The sequence below is a fragment of the Streptomyces sp. NPDC000941 genome, assembly GCF_053599555.1.
Genome location: NZ_JBSFMM010000110.1, coordinates 1 through 18,775, shown reverse-complemented (window position 1 = coordinate 18,775; position 18,775 = coordinate 1). Strand labels below are relative to the sequence as shown.

The following is an 18,775-nucleotide window of genomic DNA, read 5'->3' as shown; positions in this document are numbered from 1 at the left end:
CCGCCGCCACCGCCGTGGCGTATCACAGACTCGGACCGCAATGCCCCGGTCCGCGTAGATCCGGTCCGTACAGACGCGGGCCGAAGAGACGGGAAACACCTCATGCACAGGCACAAGCACAAGCGCTCCCTCCGCGCCGGCCTCGGCGCCCTCGCCGCGGTCACCGCGGCCGCCGTGGCCGTTGTCGGGACCGGAACGGCCCAGGCGAGCGTTCAGGCGGTTCCGGCTCATCTGGTGCCCAAGGAACTGCCGCCGCACCCGAAGTCGGACTGGTACGCGAGCGATGTCACCAAGGGTCTGCCGGAGAACGGTCCGTTCTGCGTCGAGCACACGCTGCCCTCGGCGGGCGCCACCCACCGGACGTTCTGGACCGAGTACGACACGAGCGCGAGTCAGGTCGTCGTCAGGACCGGGACCGTGGACGCCGCCCGCAAGCTCGCCGCGGCCGCCGAGAAGAAGATCCAGAACTGCGCCTCCGACTGGGTGCGGACCCACCCGGAGGGCACCGCCTCCTGGCGGGACTATGGAGCGGTTCAGGCGGAGGACGGGGCCCACGTCTACGGCGTCCACACCTCGTACCCGGACTCCGAGCCGGGCATCCACCTCTTCGGGGTGGGTCGCGACGGACGGACCGTGACCATCGTCCAGTGGGGCGAGATGGGCGGCTACGACCAGGCCCCGGTGGCCGACTTCGAGCGGACCACGACGACCGCGGTCGTCAAGCTCTACCAGGAGTAGCGCTCAGAGGGAGCAGCCACCGGAAGCGTTGTTCGCCCGGAGGCACCGCGTATCAAGGGGACCGTGTCCGGCCGTGTCGGCTACGCGCGCGCAAGGGGGGTGCGCGTCGTCGTCACGCCGGCGAGTGTGGTGACAGCAGTCACCGCACCGGTTCTCGGGAAGCGGGCGGCTCCGGGCGAGCGGCGTGAGCGGGGCCGTCGTGAAGTGACGCCTCGGGGGTACTTGAGGAGATCGTGGCCAATAAGGCAGGTCGCAGATCCTGGAGGCCCCTGTGCCCAACGGTTCCCTCTCACTCGCCGCCAAGCTTTATCTGCTGGCCTGGGATCCCCGGACCGGACGTCCCGCCGATCCCGATCATCTGCCGTATCTGGTGCGGGCCGGGGCTCTCACCGAGCTCGCGCAGCGCGGGATGCTGGCCGACGAGGACGGCGTCGCGCGGCCGGTCGCCGACGCCAGGACCGGGGATCCGGCGCTCGACTCGCTGCTCGAACTCATCTTCGAATCCCGGCCGCGCGCCTGGCAGGCCTGGGTGAGGCACCACGCACGGCTGACCGAGCGCGCGGTGCGCGACCAGCTCGTGGCGGCCGGCTATGTGCGGGCGAAGGGCAGACGGGCGCTGGGGCTGCTGCCCGTCAAGGAGTACGAGCTGGAGCGGCCGGATGTGGTGGCGGGGATGCGGGAGGACGCGGTGCGGCTGCTGCGCGGTGGGCAGAGCGTGTCGGAGGTGTCCGCCGGGGATGCGGCGCTCGTCGCCCTCGCCGCGGCGGGCGAGCTGCGGACCGTCGTGACAGCCGCGGATGCCAGGGCGCACAAGGCCCGGATCGCCGAGCTGGGGCGGCGCAGCGGCCAGGTGGGGCCCGCATTGGAGAAGGCGCTCGGGCAGGTGCGGTCGGCGGTGGCGGTCGCGGTCACCGGAGTGACGCTCTCGGGCACGTTGGCGGCGGCCGGCTGAGGAGCGGCGGCGAGCGACATCGGCGGAGCAAGGGGAGCAAGGGGGAGGCGGGGGAATGCCGGGGCGCGGCGAGGCGGGGGAAGGCGGGGGAAGGCGGGGGAAGGCGGGGGATTACGGGGGATTGCGGGGCAGGTGAGACGGGGGAGCGGGCGGCTCAGGGGAGCAGGGTGCCCGTGAGAGGGGGCGGCCCGGCATCGGCGCCGGGCGCGGCGGGCACCGCCGGTCGCCCTGCCCCCTCAGGCCTCCCGCAGCAGCACGGCCAGGTCGTGGTCGAGGTCCAGCCGCGCGCTCTCGCTGCCCTCGGGCACCAGGGCGTACGACCGGTCGAGGAAGAGCTGGAGATCGTCGGTGTCGAACTGGACCATGGCCATGCCCTCCGGGGCATGGAACTCCAGCACGGTGCGGTGCGGGCCGCACGGCCACACCAGCACATCGCCGCTGCCCGCCGGGCCCCGCAGCCCGGCCGTCAGCAGCTCACGCCCGAAGGTCCACTCCACCGCCTCCCCGTCCAGGGACGCCGTGGGCGGGAAGGAGACGCGCACGGCGAACGGGTCCTCGCGTTCGTAGCGCAGGCATGCGGGGATGGCACGTGCCTCGGGCGTCGACGCGATGAGGCGGGCCTGGACGGCTTGATCGATGATGGTGGTGGTCACAACGCCTGCTCCTTGCGATCGGTGCGGGTCCTTGCCTCTCTACGTCTGTAAGACGTATGGGCTATGACCCCAGTGCACCCGCGGCGGACGTGACGTGTGTCACGACCATATTTTCGGGTGGAGATGCGACATTTAGGCTTGCGGAATCCACGCAAAGTCTCAGGTGCCGTGCTGAGCTGTTACAAAACCGCGGCTGCGGCGAGGCATCACTTCAGGGGTTGTTCCACCATGACCGAAGGTCCCGCATCGCTGGACGCGGATACCTACATCCGGCTCCACCAAGACCACCATCCACACCTCATCGCCTACGCCCGCACCCTCATCGGCACCCCATGGCCGGCTGAGGACGCCGTCGCCGAGGCGTACTTTCTCGTGTGGCGGCGGTTGCGGTCGGGCGAGGCCGTCGGTGATGTTCCGGCCGCCCTGAAGGCCACCGTGCGTGACCTTGCCATGCCCGCCGCAAGGCGTGACCGGGCGCAGCGCGTCTCCTACGTCGACCTGCTCGCGCGCGTCATCGAGGATCTGCCGCAGCGGTGGGTGAAGGCGCTGTGGCAGGCGGAAGCGGAGCGGCAGCCGCCGGTGGCGGAGGTGGGCCGCCGGGCGGCGGCGGGTACGAGCCCCGCCGCCGCGCTGGAGCGGGCCCGGGACGGGATGCGCCAGCACTTCCTGCGGGCCCAGCCGGGCGGCCCGGCCGACCCGGCCTGCGGGTGGTGCTGGGAGCGGCTGCCCGAGCACGTACGGGGCGCGGACTCGCCGACCCAGGCGGAGCAGGTCGCGATCCATGTGGCGGGCTGTGCGGACTGCCGGATGCGGGTGGAGCAGCTGATGGCGGCCGACGCGCGGCTGTCCGCGCTGGTGGGGCCTGCCCTGATGGTTCTGCTGTCCCGGGGGACCGCCGACTACCTGGTGCCGCTGGCCCGTGCGGGCGGCGCGGTGGCGGCCCTGTCTTCCCTGCCGTCGGGTGGCGCCCATGCGGGCCCGGCGGCCGACACGGTGAAGCTCCCGGCCCGGACGTCCGAGGACCGCCCCCCGAGCCACCGGGCGCGGCGACGGGCGGGCCGGGCCGGCCGGCCGGTCGCGGTCATGGCCGGGGCGGGCGCGCTGGCCCTCGCGGGGGCGGCGGTCGCGGCCGGGCTGGTGCTCACGGGCGGCGACTCGTCCGGACCTGAGCAGCGCACGGCGGGCTCTCAGTCCTCGTCCGTATCGTCTCCGGAAGCGACGTCGTCGCCGTGGGGGCAGGAGTCGACGCGGTCGGACACGGCGGGACACGGGGCCTCGGGCGACGCCTCCTCCGGGCGCTCCAGCAAGGGCGCTCCCTCCGGCGACGCCGCCGGCCAGTCGCCGGGGCGCTCGCCGTCCTCGTCCACGGCGCCCTCGTCGGCGTCGTCCGCCCCCGGCACGTCCGGCACGTCGAAGAGCACATCGGCGTCCGAGACGCCGTCCACGGCGAAGACCCCCACCCGGGCCCCGGCCACGCCGCAGCCGACCCCGACGCGGACGCAGAGCGCTACTCCCAAGCCGACCCAGAGCCAGGACCAGACCGCGACCGCTACTCCCGAGCCGACCACGACAACGACCGAGCCCCCCGCCGCGGAGCCCAGCAAGTCGACGAAGCCGGCCGAGTCGGCCAAGCCGGCCAAGGCGACCGACGAGCCCCCGGCGCCCGGCCGTAGCGGGGGAGACGGCTGGGACAACGGTTAGGGCCGGCTGCCGCAGGGGCCGGATCCGTCGCAGTACGGGGCGTTCGCGCTCGTCCCGCAACCGCACAGCGTCGCGCGGGTCTCCTGGCGGGGCCCCGTCGCGGTCTCGACCCGGAGGTCGCCGCGGACGAGGATCTGGCCCGAGTCCGTACGGGCGACCGCCGTGGGGCGGGCCGGCGTCTCGGTGTGACCGTTGGCCATCCGGTAGCGGAGGGCGCCGGAGGTGCACCGCCGGACGATCTCGGCGACGACATCGGCGGGGGCGCCGTTCGGCCCGGTCCCGCATTCGGCATCCCGCGTCACTCGTCCGTGGACGGCGTCCCGCCAATGGGCTAGCTTCCGGCGCCATGACGGAGAAGAAGAGCACCAAGGGGCTCAAGAGGCTTACGGGGACGCTGAGACGCGCGGCAGCGGCCGGGCTGTGCGGCGCGGCGCTCGTATCGGCCGTCGCCGCCGCGCCGGCGCAGGCCCAACAAGGGCGCGCGGAGGGCCTGTCGGGCGCGACGTGGCGGCTGAAGGACAGCGGCAGCGACGCCCGGTTCCGCGGGCTCGCCGCCGTCAGCCGTACGACGGCGTGGGTGGCGGGCTCGAAGGGGACCGTGCTGCGTACGCACGACGGCGGGCGCAGTTGGCGCAATGTATCTCCGCCGGGCGCGGAGGGGCTGGAGTTCCGGGACATCGAGGCGTTCGACGCGCGGCGCGCGGTGGTGCTGGCGATCGGCGAGGGCGAGGCGTCCCGGGTCTTCCGTACGGACGACGCCGGCGCGACCTGGACGGAGAGCTTCCGCAACACCGATCCGCGCGCCTTCTACGACTGCCTGACCTTCTTCGACGCGCGCAACGGCATCGCGCTCAGCGACCCGGTCGACGGCAAGTACCGCGTCCTCGCGACGGGCGACGGCGGCCGCAGCTGGCGCGTGCTGCCCTCGGACGGGATGCCCGCCGCGCAGCCGGGCGAGGCGGCGTTCGCGGCCGGCGGGCAGTGTCTGGTCAGCGCCGGGCGCCGGGACGCGTGGTTCGCCACCGGGGGCGCGGCCACCGCGCGCGTGTTCCACTCCGCCGACCGCGGCCGCACCTGGACCGTGGTCGACGCACCGCTCCCGGCGGGCGACCCGGCGCGCGGCGTCTTCGCGCTCGCCTTCCGCGACGCCCGCACCGGCCTGGCCGTCGGCGGCGACTACCGCGCCGGGCAGCCGTCCCCGAAGGCGGCGGCCGTCACGGCGGACGGCGGGGCGGTCTGGACGGTGGCCGACGCGCCGCCGCCCGCGTACCGCTCGGGCGTCACCTGGCTGCCGCACAGCCGTCGCACCGCTCTCGCGGTCGGCCCGACGGGTACGGACGTGACGAGCGACGGCGGCCGTTCCTGGCGCACGGTGGACCAGGGTTCGTACGACACCGTCGACTGCGCCCCGGACCTGGGCTGCTGGGCGGCGGGCGAGCAGGGCCGCGTCGCCCGTCTGGAGCCGGCTGGGAGGTAAGCCCGGCCGGGGGCGACTCAGGTCGGCTCCCATACGAAGATGGTCAGGTCACGCGCCTGGGCGTTCCTCCGATCCGATGATCGGGAGTTCGGCCGTGTCCTGGCCCTTGGGCCCTCGTTGTACGGGGAGAACGGTCCGCCGCAAGGAGGCGGACGACAAAGAATCCGCCCCGTGCCCAGGCAGCGACGCGGGGTCCCCGCCCCGCCCGGGTCCACACCGGGCGGCAAGCGTCCGGCGGGGCGGCTGCCCCAGCCACCGAACCGCCCCAGCCAGGGGCGCCACAGGCGGCAGGCACCGCAGACGATGAGCACCGCCGCCGCATCCAGCGGCGGCCAGACGCGGCTCCCGCAGGAGTCCAACCCCTGCACCGCACTACGGGCCGCTTTCCCGGGCAGACCTGCCCGCCCAGGTTCACCCAGGAAAACCTGAGCTCGTCCGAGACGCTAGTAGCGTGGGGCACACCATGACCAGCACCTCCGCCCCCGGGCCCGGCGCCGAGCACACCTCGGCCCCCGGGCCCAGCTACGAACTCCCGCCTGGCTGGCCCACGACCGAGGCCGAGGCGGCCGCCGTCCAGGAGCGGCTGCGCGGCTCCGTCCTGGTGGGCGGCGACCTGCCCGCGCCGGGCGGCGGCGCGGGCGCCGTCGTGGGCGTGGACGTCGCGTACGACGACGAGCGGGGCGTGGTCGCGGCGGCCGCCGTCGCGCTCGACCCGCGCGGCCTCGCGGTCGTGGGGGAGGCCACGGCGGTCGGCCCGGTCACCTTCCCTTATGTGCCGGGCCTGTTGGCATTCCGCGAGATCCCGGCCGTCCTCGACGCGCTGGGCACCCTGGACCGCCTCGGCCACCGCCCCGACGTCGTGGTCTGCGACGGCTACGGCCTCGCCCACCCGCGCCGCTTCGGGCTGGCCAGTCATCTGGGGGTGCTGACCGGGCTGCCCACCATCGGCGTGGCCAAAAACCCCTTCACCTTCACCCACGACGCCCCCGGCCGGCGCCGCGGGCAGTGGTCACCGCTCCTGGACGGGGCGGAGGAGGTGGGGCGCGCGCTGCGCACCCAGGACGGCGTGAAGCCGGTCTTCGTCTCCGTCGGCCACCGGGTGACCCTCGCGGACGCCTGCGCGTACGCGCTGCACCTGGCCCGCGACTACCGGCTGCCGGAGACCACGCGGCGGGCCGACGCGCTGTGCCGCCGGGCGCTGGCGGGGGCGTGAGCCGTACTCACCAGGCGCGTAAGCCGCGCCCAGTAGCCACGTAGAACGCACTAGCCACGTAGAACGCACCCAACGGGCGCGTAAACCGCGCCCGCCAGGCGCCCCCGGGCGCACGCGCCCTCTGCGCGCCACCCCCGTACGCGCGCAGCGCCGCTCAGCGGGCCGTGCGCCGCGTCTCCGCGTGGAAGCAGCCGAACTCCACGGCGCGTACGTGCACCGCGGCCACCTCCGGATTCCGGTAGACCTCCGCCAGCCCCTCCTCGATCGTCAGATCCCCGCCGTTCAGCAGCAGCCCGCTGAGGATGGCGCCTTCGGCGGAGTACGCCCGCAGCACCCTGCGCTCGCCCCGCATGGCGTCCGGGTAGCCGCCGCCCGGCCAGCCGCCGCAGTCCTCGATGTGGATGAAGACCGGGCCCAGCTCGCTGTACGGGCCGGGCGTGGCGCCTGTCTCGAGCGCCCAGCGGCGCAGCGGGGCGTATGAGACGAGCGCGATCGTCTCGCCCGGCCGGCTGCGGCCCAGGCAGCAGCGCAGCGGGTTGTCGCCCTCCTCGTCGACCACCATGCGCGGCGGGTTGCCCGCGTCGTCGCTGATCCGCAGCTGCTTCAGTACCTCGGGCGCGATGGCCCGGATCTCGTAGTTCTCGCTCATGCCGTCCATGCTGGTCGTCGGGGCCGCCCGGCGCTGGCGGGATTCGGACGGCGCGCTGGAGGGACGACGACGTGTCCGGGGGCTTGACACCGTGTTGGCGCTCCGTCAGATTCAGCTCGAACATGGGACGTCCGACGTCCTGAATGACCGAAATATTCGTACGATCGTCAGAAGGCCAGGTTCTCGATGAGTCTGCCGACCCCGCTCACCGGTGTCGTCCCACCTCTCTGTACCCCGCTCACCCCCTCCGGCGAGGTCGACACCCGCTCCCTCACCGCGCTCGCCGAGCGGCTGATCGGCGCCGGAGTCAGCGGTCTGTTCGTCCTCGGGTCCAGCGGCGAGGCCGCCTATCTGAGCGACCGCCGGCGGCGCGCCGTCCTGGAGACCGTGACCGAGGCCGCGGCCGGGCGGGTGCCGGTGCTCGCCGGGGTGATCGACATGACCACCGAGCGGGTGCTCGACCACGCCCGTACGGCGGTGGAGTCGGGCGTGGACGGGCTCGTCGCCACCGCCCCCTTCTACACCCGCACCCACCCCGTTGAGATCGCCGACCACTTCCGGCGCATCCGCGGCGGCGCCGGTCTGCCGCTCTTCGCGTACGACATCCCGGCCGCCGTCCACACCAAGCTCACGCCTGCCACCGTCCTCCCGCTCGCCGCCGAGGGCACGCTGGCCGGGCTCAAGGACAGCAGCGGGGACGACGGCGCGCTGCGCCGCCTCCTGGTCGAGGTGCGCCGGCGCGAGCTGCATCACTCCTTCTCGGTGCTCACCGGCTCCGAGCTGGCCGTGGACGGCGCGCTGCTGGCGGGGGTGCACGGGGTCGTCCCGGGCCTGGGGAACGTCGACCCGGAGGGCTATGTACGGCTGTACGAGCATGCGCGGGCGGGCCGCTGGGAGCGGGCGGCGGCCGAGCAGGACCGGCTGGCCGCGCTCTTCGCCATCACCGACGTCGGCGACCCGGCCGCCATGGGAGGCAGCTCCTCCGCGCTCGGTGCCTTCAAGGCCGCCCTGCATCTGCTGGGCGTGATCGACTGCCCGGCCACCGCCCCTCCCCAGGTGCCGCTGGGCGACGCCGCTGTGAAGTCAGTCCGTCAACTTCTGGAATATGGAGGGCTCTTGCCGTGACCGCACCCCTGCCCTGGTACCGGGAAGTCTCCCTCCGGCAGTGGAAGGCGATGTTCGCCGCCTGGATCGGCTATCTGCTCGACGGTTTCGACTTCGTCCTGATCACGCTGGTCCTGACGGAGATAGCCGACGAGTTCGACCTCAGCGACGCCTCGGCGGCCTCCCTGGTCTCCGGGGCGTTCATCACCCGCTGGCTCGGCGGTGCGCTGCTCGGTGCGCTGGGCGACCGCTACGGGCGCAGACCCGCCATGGTCGTCAGCATTCTGCTCTACTCGCTCGGCACCTTCGCCTGCGGCTTCGCATGGGACTACTTCAGCCTGTTCACCGCTCGGCTGCTGATCGGCATGGGGATGGCGGGGGAGTACAGCGCGAGCGCGACGTACGCCCTGGAGAGCTGGCCGGCCCGGCTGCGCAACCGCGCCTCCGGTTTTCTGATCTCCGGGTTCGCGGGCGGCTCGATCATCGCTGCCGAGCTCTACAAGTGGGTCGTGCCCCACTGGGGCTGGCGCTGGATGTTCTGGATCGGGGTGCTGCCCGTGTTCGTGGCCCTGTGGGTGCGGCGCGCGCTCCCGGAGAGCGGGGACTGGAGCGAGGTGACCGGCGGCGGGCCGCGTCCGAACCCGTTCCGGCCGCTGTTCGCCGGGCGCGGCCGGGCCTCGCTGAACACGGGGCTGGCGGTCGCCGCGAGCGTCGCGCTGTTCTGCGTCTTCACCCCGGTGGGCGAGGGGATGGTGTGGCCGCTGGCGCTGGTGGCGGCGGGCTGTCTGTTCGCCTTCGCCGCGCAGCTCGGCGGGCGGCGGCGCTGGGTGCTGTACATGGCGCTGATGTGCACCGTGTTCTGCGCGTTCCTCTACAGCTGGCCCATCCAGGCGCTGCTGCCCACCTATCTGAAGAAGGAGCTGGGCTACGACCCGGGCGAGGTCGCGGACATGATGTTCTACGCCGGGTTCGGGACCATGGCCGGCTGCTGGCTCGCCGGGTTCATGGGCGACTGGCTGGGCACCCGCCGCGCGTACGCCTTGACGCTCCTGGCCTCGCTGGCGTTCGTCTTCCCGGTGTTCGCGGTGCAGAACAGCCTGGTCGGGCTCGGGGTGCTGCTGTTCTTCCTGCTCGCCCTCAGCCAGGGGATCTCCGGGATCCTGCCCAAGTACATCGCGAGCCACTTCCCGACCGAGACCCGGGCCGCGTCACTCGGCTTCGTCTACAACGCCGGGGCGCTCGGCGGCGCGGTCGCGCCGGTGCTGGGCGCCCACCTGGCGGAGGGCATGTCCCTCGGACGGGCGCTGGCGGTGCTCACCTTCGGGCTCACCCTGGTGGTGATCGTGCTGGTCGGCGGCAATGTTCCCCAGCGTCTAGCCCGGCTCACCGACCCGGACGCACCCGATGACCACCTCGTGCCCGAGCGGCCGTTGTCGGCGTCTGCCGTTAGCGTGGAGAGGGCCGGCTGAGGGGCCGGCGGCCCGCGCTCCGTCCGGCTCGGGCGGTCAAATGCCTGGTGAGCGAGGTGTTTTGAGCGCCCGCCCGGTTATCCACAGGCTCGCGGTGGGGGCTTGTGGAATGCCGGGCGCGTTCTTAGCATCAGCGGTGTTACAGCAGTGGTGTCATACGGTTTGGGGACGGCATGGCGGCGACAGAGCACGGCCCGTTGGCGGGGGTGCGCGTGGTGGAGCTCGCGGGGATCGGGCCGGGGCCGTTCGCCGCGATGCTCCTCGCCGACCTCGGCGCCGATGTGGTCCGCGTCGACCGGCCCGGCGGCACGGGCGGGCTGAAGGTCGACCCGGCGTACGACCTGGCCAACCGCAACAAGCGCTCGGTGCTGCTCGACCTCAAGACCGAACCGGGCCAGGCGGCCGTGCTCGATCTCGTGGAGCGCGCCGACATCCTCGTCGAGGGATACCGCCCGGGCGTCGCCGAGCGCCTGGGCGTGGGTCCCGACGCCTGCCTGGCACGCAACCCCCGGTTGGTCTATGGGCGGATGACCGGCTGGGGCCAGCAGGGCCCGCTCGCCGAGACCGCAGGCCATGACATCGGCTATATCGCGGTCACCGGCGCGCTCGGCATGATCGGCGCGCCGGACGGCCCGCCCGCCGTCCCCGCGAATCTCCTCGGGGACTACGCGGGCGGCTCGCTCTATCTGGTGATCGGCGTCCTCGCCGCCCTCCAGCACGCCCGCACCTCGGGCGAGGGCCAGGTTGTGGACGCCGCGATCGTGGACGGCACGGCCCATCTGACCGCCGTCATCCACGGCATGATGGCGGCGGGCGGCTGGCAGGACCGGCGCGGCGCCAACCTTCTCGACGGCGGCTCCCCCTTCTACGGCACCTATGAGACCGCGGACGGCGGCTATATGGCCGTCGGTGCCCTCGAACCCAAGTTCTACGCCGAGTTCATCGAGCTCCTGGGGATCGCGGACCGGGCGCCGGGCCGCCGCGACTTCGACCGCTGGGATGAGCTGCGCACCCTGATCGCCGACCGCTTCAAGCAGCGCACCCGCGAGGAGTGGACGGCCGTCTTCGCCTCCTCCGACGCCTGCGTCGCCCCCGTCCTCTCCCTCCGCGAGGCCCCCGGCCATCCGCATCTGGCCGCCCGCGCCACCTTCGTCGACCACGGCGGCATCACCCAGCCCGCCCCCGCCCCGCGGTTCTCCGCCACCCCGGGCGCGGTGCGCCGCCCGCCCGCCCGGCCCGGGGCGGACGCCGCCGAGGTGGCCCGCGACTGGGGCGTGCCGCCCTTTCCGCAGGAGAGCCCCCTATGAAGCGCGCTCTCTCTGCCTGTCCGACACCCCCCGAAAGGCTGCTGACGTGAGCACCGAAGCGTACGTATACGAGGCCATCCGCACCCCGCGGGGGCGCGGCAAGGCCGACGGGGCCCTGCACGGCACCAAGCCGGTGGAGCTCGTCGTGGGCCTTATCCACGAGATCCAGCGGCGGCTGCCAGGTCTTGACCCGGCGGCGATCGACGACGTCGTGCTCGGTGTGGTCAGCCCCCTCGGGGACCAGGGCTCCGATATCGCGAAGATCGCGGCCATCGCGGCCGGCCTCCCCGATACGGTCGCGGGCGTCCAGGAGAACCGCTTCTGTGCCTCGGGCCTCGAAGCCGTCAATCTGGCGGCGGCCAAGGTCCGCTCCGGCTGGGAGGACCTGGTGCTGGCGGGCGGCGTCGAGTCGATGTCGCGGGTCAAGATGGGCTCCGACGGCGGGGCCTGGTTCGCCGATCCGATGACCAACTACGAGACCGGCTTCGTCCCCCAGGGCGTCGGCGCCGACCTCATCGCCACCGTCGGGGGCTTCTCCCGCCATGACGTCGACTCGTTCGCCTCGCTCTCGCAGGAGCGCGCCGCGCTCGCATGGAAGGAGAGCCGCTTCGACCGCTCGGTTGTCCCGGTCCGCGACCGCTCGGGCCTGACCGTCCTCGACCGCGATGAGCACATCCGCCCGGGGACGACGCCCGAATCCCTGGCGGGGCTGAAGCCGTCCTTCGCCACGATCGGCGCGGTGGGCGGGTTCGACGCCGTGGCGCTGCAGAAGTACCACTGGATCGAGGCCATCGACCATGTCCACCACGCCGGAAACTCCTCCGGCATCGTGGACGGCGCGGCCCTCGTCGCCATCGGCAGCGCCGAGGTCGGCGAGCGCTACGGCCTCACGCCCCGCGCCCGTATCGTCTCCGCCGCCGTCTGCGGCACCGACCCGACCATCATGCTGACCGGACCCGCGCCCGCCACCCGCAAGGCGCTCGCCAAGGCCGGGCTGACGATCGACGATATCGACCTGGTCGAGATCAACGAGGCCTTCGCGGCCGTCGTGCTGCGCTTCGCCAAGGACATGGGGCTCGGCCTGGACAAGATCAACGTCAATGGCGGAGCGATCGCCATGGGGCATCCGCTCGGTGCCACCGGGGCGATGATCCTGGGCACGCTCGTCGATGAGCTGGAGCGGCGCGGGCAGCGCTATGGGCTCGCCACGCTGTGCGTCGGCGGCGGCATGGGCATCGCGACGGTTGTCGAGCGCGTCTGAGCGCCGGCCCGCACCCCACGACTTCCCAGGGAGACCGAAGAACCATGAGCAGCCCCACCGCCGCGTCCACCATCCGCTGGGAGCGCAGTGACGACGGCATCGTGACCCTCGTCCTGGACGACCCCCACCAGTCGGCCAACACCATGAACGCCGCCTTCGTCTCCTCCCTCACCGCGGTCGCCGACCGTCTGGAGGCCGAGCGGGACTCGATCCGCGGCATCGTCGTCACCTCCGCCAAGAAGACCTTCTTCGCGGGCGGCGACCTCAAGGACATGATCAAGCTCGGGCCGGACGACGCCCAGCGGGCGTACGACACGAGCATGGAGATCAAGCGCGGACTGCGCCGCATCGAGACCATTGGCAAGCCGGTCGTCGCCGCGATGAACGGTGCCGCGCTCGGCGGCGGCTTCGAGATCGCCCTCGCCTGCCACCACCGCATCGCCCTCGACGCCCCCGGCTCCAAGATCGGCTGCCCCGAGGTCACCTTGGGCCTCCTCCCGGCCGGTGGCGGCGTCGCCCGCACGGTCCGGCTGCTCGGCGTCGCCGACGCGCTGCTGACGGTCCTGCTCGAGGGGCGGCAGTACGCCCCGCGGCGGGCGCTCAAGGCGGGCCTGGTGCACGAGGTCGTGGACTCCCCGGAAGAGATGCTGGCCAAGGCCCGCGTCTTCATCGACGCGAATCCCGACTCGCGGCAGCCCTGGGACGTCAAGGGCTACAAGATCCCCGGCGGTACCCCCGCGCATCCGAAGTTCGCCGCCAACCTGCCCGCCTACCCCGCCAATCTGCGCAAGCAGCTCAACGGCGCCCCCTACCCGGCGCCCCGTAACATCCTGGCCGCCGCCGTCGAGGGGGCCCAGGTCGACTTCGAGACCGCGCAGATCATCGAGGCCCGGTACTTCGTGGAGCTGGTCACCGGCCAGACCGCCAAGAACATGATCCAGGCGTTCTTCTTCGATCTTCAGGCGGTCAACTCCGGCGCCAGCCGGCCCGACGGTGTCGCGCCGCGCCGGGTGAGCAGGGTGGGCGTGCTGGGCGCCGGAATGATGGGCGCGGGCATCGCCTACTCCTGCGCCAAGGCGGGCATCGACGTCGTCCTGAAGGATGTGTCGCGGGAGGCCGCCGTCAAGGGAAAGGCCTATTCCGAGGGCCTGCTCGACAAAGCCCTCGCCAAGGGCCGTACGACCGAGGCCGAGCGGGACGCGCTGCTCGCCCGGATCACCCCCACCGCCGACCCCGGCGATCTGGCCGGCTGTGACGCGGTCATCGAGGCGGTCTTCGAGGACCCGGCGCTCAAGCACAAGGTCTTCCAGGAGATCGAGGGTATCGTCGCACCCGACACTCCCCCAAACTCCGTTCGGGGGTACCCCCTTCTGTGTTCCAACACCTCCACCCTCCCCATCACCCTGCTCGCCGAGGGCGTCCAGCGCCCCGGCGACTTCATCGGGCTGCACTTCTTCTCGCCCGTCGACAAGATGCCGCTGGTCGAGATCATCAAGGGCGAGCGGACCGGCGACGAGGCCCTGGCCCGCGCCTTCGATCTGGTGCGGCAGATCCGCAAGACCCCGATCGTGGTCAATGACTCGCGCGGCTTCTTCACCTCGCGCGTCATCAGCCACTTCATGAATGAGGGCGTGGCGATGGTGGCGGAGGGCGTCGACCCGGCGTCCATCGAGCAGGCCGCCGCCCAAGCCGGCTACCCCGCCAAGGTGCTGGCGCTGCTGGACGAGCTGACCCTGACCCTGCCGCGCAAGATCCGCGAGGAGACGCGGCGGGCCGTGGAGGAAGCGGGCGGCACCTGGCGGCCGCACCCCGCCGACGCGGTCATCGACCGGATGGTCGAGGAGTTCGGGCGACCGGGCCGCGCCGGGGGCGCCGGGTTCTACGCGTACGACGAGGCGACGGGCGAGCGGACCGGTCTGTGGCCCGGTCTGCGCGAGCACTTCACCAAGCCGGATGCCGCGGTGCCGTTCGAGGACATGAAGGAGCGGATGCTCTTCTCCGAGGCGCTCGACACGGTCCGGCTCCTGGAGGAAGGCGTGCTGACCTCGGTCGCCGACGCCAACATCGGCTCGATCCTCGGCATCGGCTTCCCCGGCTGGACCGGCGGCGTGCTGCAGTACATCAACGGCTACGAGGGCGGGCTGCCCGGCTTTGTCGCGCGCGCACGCGAGCTGCAGGAGCGGTACGGCGACCGCTTCACGCCCCCGGAGCTGCTGCTGGACAAGGCCGCGAAGGGAGAGACGTTCATGGACTGACGTCGGGGACCGACGGGGCCTGCGGCTCGTCCTGCCCGTACCAACCGCGCAGCTCGCTCTTCATCGACCGCTGGAAGGCGATCACCAGCGCCTGCACCACCAGCGGCTGCATATGGGCCGACAGCGACTTCTTGGCCTTCACCCGCTCGGCGCCGGAAGGGCCGGACCCGTCCCCGTGGGCCGGCCCCCACACCTCGTCGCGGAAGAGCCTGCTCAGCTCACGGGCAGCGGACCGGGTGTGCTCGAGGACGACCGTATGGGCCGCCAGAATCGTCTCCAGCGCGATCGGCACCTCCAGCAGCCGCATGCCCAGGTGCAGCACACCGGGGTCGATCCGGAAGACGTCCGGGTCATCGGTGCGCTCCAGCACATTCAGCGCGGCCAGCCGGTCGATGTCCTCCTCCGACAGCGCGTGCCCGGCCCGGCGGGCCAGCTGCTCCCGGGACGCCTCCTCCGAAGCGTCGGGAGCCCAGGAGGCCACCAGGGCGCGGTGAATGGCCAGATCGTCCGCGCTGAGGTCGGGCGGCAGCTGCCGCAGATAGCGCTCGATGGCGGACAGGGTCAGGCCGTGGTGCTGGAGTTCTTCGATCAGCGCGAGGCGGGAGAGGTGTTCGGGGCCGTAGTGGCCGACGCGGCGCGGGCCGAGTACGGGCGGCGGCAGCAGCCCGCGGGTGCCGTAGAAGCGCACCGTACGGACCGTCACCCCGGCGCGGGCCGCCAACTCGTCGACGGTGAGCGTCGGTTCCTCGGTGTCGGTGGTGGCCGTGTCGGGGGTCGCCATGCGCCGCGCCTCACTCTCCGCCCTGCTGCACGATCGGGTCTGTCGGTCGGGTCCGGTGGCCCGGTCTGTCGGTCGGGTTCACCAGTATTGCTGTCTCACCATCGGTGTGAAGCCCCTCCCTGTCCACCCCCTGCACGACGTTCCTGTTGACGGCTCACACGTCACTTAATAGCGTGCGGTGCTGTTCAACTGTGTTGGTTTTCTTCCGAATCTGTGAAGTGGGGTCGGAGTGAGCACTGAGCACAGCAAACACAACAGCAACAGGCACACCAGGCGCACCAGGAACACCAGACGGGGCCTCGGCAGGCTGCTCGGCGTGGTGCTGGCGATGGCCACGGCCGCCGGGCTGAGCCTGACCACGGCGGATACGGCCCTGGGCAGAGGACCGGACGAGGGCAAGTTCCCGGCCGATGTGCACACGTACCTCGAAGACCCGGAGATGACCGGCGAGGGGCAGGAACCCCCGCACACCCTGCTGCGACCGGACGGGCCGGACCGGAAGAAGTGGCAGCGCAGCCTGGACGGCACCTGGCGGTTCGCCATCGCCGACCGGCCCGAGGACGTGCCCCAGGGCTTCTGGAAGCAGAGCTACCACCCGTCAGCCACGCACGCCGACTCCGCCTGGAAGAGCGTGCGGGTGCCGCACACCTGGCAGACCGACGACGTCGACCACCCCCTCTTCCGGAACGTCCAGAGCGAGATGGTCCCCGACGCCCCGCCCAAGGTCCCGCGCGACATCAACCCCACCGGCGCGTACCTCCGCGACATCCAGGTGCCCAAGAGCTGGGACGGCCGGCGGCAGGTGATCCGCTTCGACGGGGTGACCTCGGGCTGGTTCCTGTGGATCAACGGCCGGTACGTCGGCTACGACCAGGGCGGCTATGTGCCCGCCGAGTTCGATGTGACCGACTATCTGCACCCGGGCACCAACCGCGTCGCGGTCCAGGTGCACCGCTGGAGCGCCGGTTCGTATCTCGAGGACTACGACCAGTGGCGCTACGCGGGCATCTTCCGCTCCGTGACGCTGTACTCCACGCCCAGGACCCGTATGGAGGACGCGTACATCACCACCGACCTCGACGACGACTACCGGGACGCGACCCTGCAAACCAAGATCGAAATCAACCGCGCGGACGACGACAAGAGCGGCCCGCGGCAGGTCACCGGAGTGCTCTATGACCCCAAGGGCCGCGAGGTGCGGCGGCTGACCGCCGAGGAGACCGACGGCAGGGCCGAGCTGACCGCCCGGATAGCCGACCCAGCCAAGTGGTCGGACGAGGCGCCGAACCTCTACCGGCTGGAGCTGACGCTGCGCGACCCCGCCGGAAAGGCGGCGCAGACCGTCAGCCAGAACGTCGGATTCCGCGAGATCGAGGTCAAGGACAAGCAGCTCAAGCTGAACGGCAAGCGCATCCTGATCCGCGGCGTCAACCGGGCCGAGACCGACCCGGCCACCGGGCGGCACGCCACCCGCGCCCGTATGGAGCAGGACATCCGGCTGATGAAGCGGCTGAACGTCAACGCGATCCGCACCTCCCACTACCCGTCGGACCCCTACCTCTACGAGCTCGCCGACCGCGAGGGCATCCTCATCGACGACGAGATGGAGGTGGAGACCCACAGCCACGAGAACTGCCCCGACAACTGCCTGGCCGAGCGGCCCGAGTGGCAGAAGGCGTTCCTCGACCGCCACCAGGGCATGGTCGAGCGCGACAAGAACCACCCCAGCATCATCATGTGGGACACCGGCAACGAGGCCGGGCTCGGCAAGGCCCACTACGCCATGGCCGAATGGACCCGGCGGCACGAGCCCACCCGGCCGCTGTACCACCAGTGGCACCAGCGACCTCAGGCTGCGCTGGAAGGTCACCCAGGGCGCGAAGACCGTCGCGAGCGGAGACCGCGCGCTGGACGTCGGCCCCGGCGACAGCGCGGATATCCAGCTGCCCGCCCTGCCCGCCAACCCCGGCGGATACGAGCGGTACCTCACCGTCCAGGCCGTCACCGCGCGGGACACCGACTGGGCGAAGGCCGGACACGTCGTATCGTTCGGCCAGTTCGCGGTGGGCGGCGACAAGGTGCCGGAACCAGCCGCGCCCGCCGACACCGATACCGATACCGAGCGCTCTGCCTCGGCCGACGATCGCGGCGAGAGCGTGGAGGTGACCGGCGAGGGCTTCCGCTACACCTTCGGAAAGAAGGACGGCACGCTCACCTCCATGCGCGTCGGCGGCCGCGAGCTGCTGCGCTCAGGCCCCGAGCTGGACGCCTGGCGCGCCCCGATCAGCAATGAACGCTCCGACTGGGGCACCGCCGAGGGCAAGCGGTGGCGCGCCCTCGGGCTCGACCGGCTGCGCACCACCGTGGACGGGGTGGACGTGACCCCCGCGGACGACGGCACGGTCACCGTCACCGTCCGCTCCACCGCCGCCGCGCCCGATGTGACCGGGGCGTCCTTCGAGCAGACCGTCGACTACCGGGTCGACGGCTCCGGCCGGATCGGCGTACGGCACCGGGTCGAGGCGCGCGGCGCGTTCCGTACGCTGTCGTATCTGCCGCGCATCGGCCTGAAACTGCGGGTACCCGAGCGGTACGACACCTTCCGGTGGTACGGCCGCGGCCCCGTGGAGAACTTCGACGACCGCAAGGACGGCACCCCCATGGGCGTATGGTCCAGCTCCGTCCAGGACCAGTACGTCGAATATCTCAAGCCCCAGGACCAAGGCAACCACGACGACGTCCGCTGGGCCTCGCTCACCGACACCGCCGGCCGCGGGCTGCTGGTCTCGGGCGACCTGGAGGCCGGCGCCACCGCGTACGACGAGCTCGACCGCGCAGCCTATCCGCACTTCCTCAAGCGCAACGCGGGCTGGCACACCCTGCACGCCGACCACGCGGTCACCGGCGCCGGCGACACCCCCAACCCGGTCCGCGAGCAGTACCGGGTCAAGGCCGACCAGCCCTACGACTACACCCTGACGCTGCGCCCGCTCACCGGGAAGGAGGATGCGTCGAACGGGTGAACGTCTTGTGCCCCCGTCGCATCGGCGTGTAGGAAGACGCACGAGGGAACGTGGCACCGGGGGGACGGGGGAGTGCCATGCGCCGCGAGTGGGCGGGGGAGTCCGAGCGGGACAGGGCCGTGGAGGCCTATGTCGAAGCACGGCTGAAACGCGAGAGTGACGGCGGGCGCGGGCCCGGCCTCGGCCGGGCCC

At 72.3% G+C, this 18,775-nt stretch carries 15 protein-coding genes and 2 pseudogenes; 13 read left to right on the top strand and 4 right to left on the bottom strand.

The window, feature by feature from the left end; all coding sequences use genetic code 11:
- Window positions 1–102 precede the first annotated feature (102 nt).
- Together ACWDSL_RS30345 and ACWDSL_RS30340 are read left to right on the top strand one after the other, a co-directional pair.
- Complete coding sequence (locus tag ACWDSL_RS30345) at window positions 103–738, top strand: hypothetical protein (RefSeq protein WP_450490796.1); 636 nt, start codon at window positions 103–105, stop codon at window positions 736–738.
- A 271-nt stretch (window positions 739–1,009) separates the two neighbouring features.
- Window positions 1,010–1,690 (top strand): GOLPH3/VPS74 family protein, encoded by a 681-nt coding sequence (locus ACWDSL_RS30340; protein ID WP_450490794.1) that lies wholly within the window; start codon window positions 1,010–1,012, stop codon window positions 1,688–1,690.
- Between the two features lie 236 nt (window positions 1,691–1,926).
- Here the strand turns inward: ACWDSL_RS30340 and ACWDSL_RS30335 are convergent, their stop codons facing one another.
- Window positions 1,927–2,343, bottom strand: a complete 417-nt coding sequence (locus ACWDSL_RS30335) for an SsgA family sporulation/cell division regulator (RefSeq protein WP_450490792.1) — start codon at window positions 2,341–2,343, stop codon at window positions 1,927–1,929.
- A 228-nt stretch (window positions 2,344–2,571) separates the two neighbouring features.
- Between ACWDSL_RS30335 and ACWDSL_RS30330 the strand changes: the two genes are divergently transcribed.
- Entirely contained in the window at window positions 2,572–4,044 is a 1,473-nt protein-coding gene (locus ACWDSL_RS30330; RefSeq protein ID WP_450490790.1) for a zf-HC2 domain-containing protein, read from the top strand.
- Here the strand turns inward: ACWDSL_RS30330 and ACWDSL_RS30325 are convergent.
- Window positions 4,041–4,346 carry a CDGSH iron-sulfur domain-containing protein gene (locus tag ACWDSL_RS30325; protein ID WP_450490788.1) on the bottom strand — a complete coding sequence of 102 codons (306 nt, stop codon included), beginning with the start codon at window positions 4,344–4,346 and terminating at the stop codon, window positions 4,041–4,043. The genes ACWDSL_RS30330 and ACWDSL_RS30325 overlap by 4 nt on opposite strands.
- 44 nt (window positions 4,347–4,390) lie before the next feature.
- On the opposite strand from ACWDSL_RS30325, the gene ACWDSL_RS30320 reads away from it, so the two are divergent.
- Complete coding sequence (locus ACWDSL_RS30320) at window positions 4,391–5,521, top strand: WD40/YVTN/BNR-like repeat-containing protein (RefSeq protein WP_450490786.1); 1,131 nt, start codon at window positions 4,391–4,393, stop codon at window positions 5,519–5,521.
- 463 nt (window positions 5,522–5,984) lie between these two features.
- The gene (locus ACWDSL_RS30315; RefSeq protein ID WP_450490784.1) at window positions 5,985–6,734 is read left to right on the top strand and encodes an endonuclease V; all 750 of its coding nucleotides are present in this window, start codon (window positions 5,985–5,987) and stop codon (window positions 6,732–6,734) included.
- 154 nt (window positions 6,735–6,888) lie between these two features.
- Here ACWDSL_RS30315 and ACWDSL_RS30310 read toward each other — a convergent pair whose 3' ends face one another.
- The gene (locus ACWDSL_RS30310) at window positions 6,889–7,383 is read right to left on the bottom strand and encodes a DUF1203 domain-containing protein (protein ID WP_450490782.1); all 495 of its coding nucleotides are present in this window, start codon (window positions 7,381–7,383) and stop codon (window positions 6,889–6,891) included.
- A gap of 186 nt (window positions 7,384–7,569) precedes the next feature.
- Here ACWDSL_RS30310 and ACWDSL_RS30305 point away from each other — a divergent pair, with 186 nt between their 5' ends.
- From ACWDSL_RS30305 to ACWDSL_RS30285, 5 genes are all read left to right on the top strand, one after another.
- A complete protein-coding gene (locus ACWDSL_RS30305) occupies window positions 7,570–8,508 on the top strand; it encodes a dihydrodipicolinate synthase family protein (protein ID WP_450490780.1) in 939 nt (312 codons plus the stop codon).
- Window positions 8,509–8,558: 50 nt separating this feature from the next.
- Window positions 8,559–9,956, top strand: coding sequence for a sialate:H+ symport family MFS transporter (locus ACWDSL_RS30300; RefSeq protein ID WP_450490818.1), 1,398 nt, complete (start codon window positions 8,559–8,561; stop codon window positions 9,954–9,956).
- A gap of 173 nt (window positions 9,957–10,129) precedes the next feature.
- Window positions 10,130–11,263, top strand: a complete 1,134-nt coding sequence (locus tag ACWDSL_RS30295) for a CaiB/BaiF CoA transferase family protein (protein WP_450490778.1) — start codon at window positions 10,130–10,132, stop codon at window positions 11,261–11,263.
- A 46-nt stretch (window positions 11,264–11,309) separates the two neighbouring features.
- Window positions 11,310–12,524 (top strand): acetyl-CoA C-acetyltransferase, encoded by a 1,215-nt coding sequence (locus tag ACWDSL_RS30290; protein WP_450490776.1) that lies wholly within the window; start codon window positions 11,310–11,312, stop codon window positions 12,522–12,524.
- A 44-nt stretch (window positions 12,525–12,568) separates the two neighbouring features.
- Window positions 12,569–14,779: a 3-hydroxyacyl-CoA dehydrogenase NAD-binding domain-containing protein gene (locus ACWDSL_RS30285; RefSeq protein WP_450490774.1), complete on the top strand. Its 2,211-nt coding sequence runs from the start codon at window positions 12,569–12,571 to the stop codon at window positions 14,777–14,779.
- Here ACWDSL_RS30285 and ACWDSL_RS30280 read toward each other — a convergent pair.
- Window positions 14,769–15,560, bottom strand: coding sequence for a MerR family transcriptional regulator (locus ACWDSL_RS30280; protein WP_450490772.1), 792 nt, complete (start codon window positions 15,558–15,560; stop codon window positions 14,769–14,771). The two genes, ACWDSL_RS30285 and ACWDSL_RS30280, sit on opposite strands and share 11 nt — an antisense overlap.
- Window positions 15,561–15,888: 328 nt before the next feature.
- Between ACWDSL_RS30280 and ACWDSL_RS30275 the strand changes: the two are divergent.
- The 3 genes and pseudogenes from ACWDSL_RS30275 to ACWDSL_RS30265 all read left to right on the top strand — a co-directional run.
- Window positions 15,889–17,328, top strand: a pseudogene (locus ACWDSL_RS30275) (glycoside hydrolase family 2 protein); the annotation flags it as partial.
- A gap of 85 nt (window positions 17,329–17,413) precedes the next feature.
- Window positions 17,414–17,566, top strand: a pseudogene (locus ACWDSL_RS30270) (beta-galactosidase domain 4-containing protein); the annotation flags it as partial.
- Window positions 17,567–17,779: 213 nt separating this feature from the next.
- On the top strand, window positions 17,780–18,583 hold the full coding sequence (locus tag ACWDSL_RS30265; protein ID WP_450490770.1) for a beta-galactosidase small subunit: 804 nt from the start codon (window positions 17,780–17,782) through the stop codon (window positions 18,581–18,583).
- Window positions 18,584–18,775: the final 192 nt, after the last annotated feature.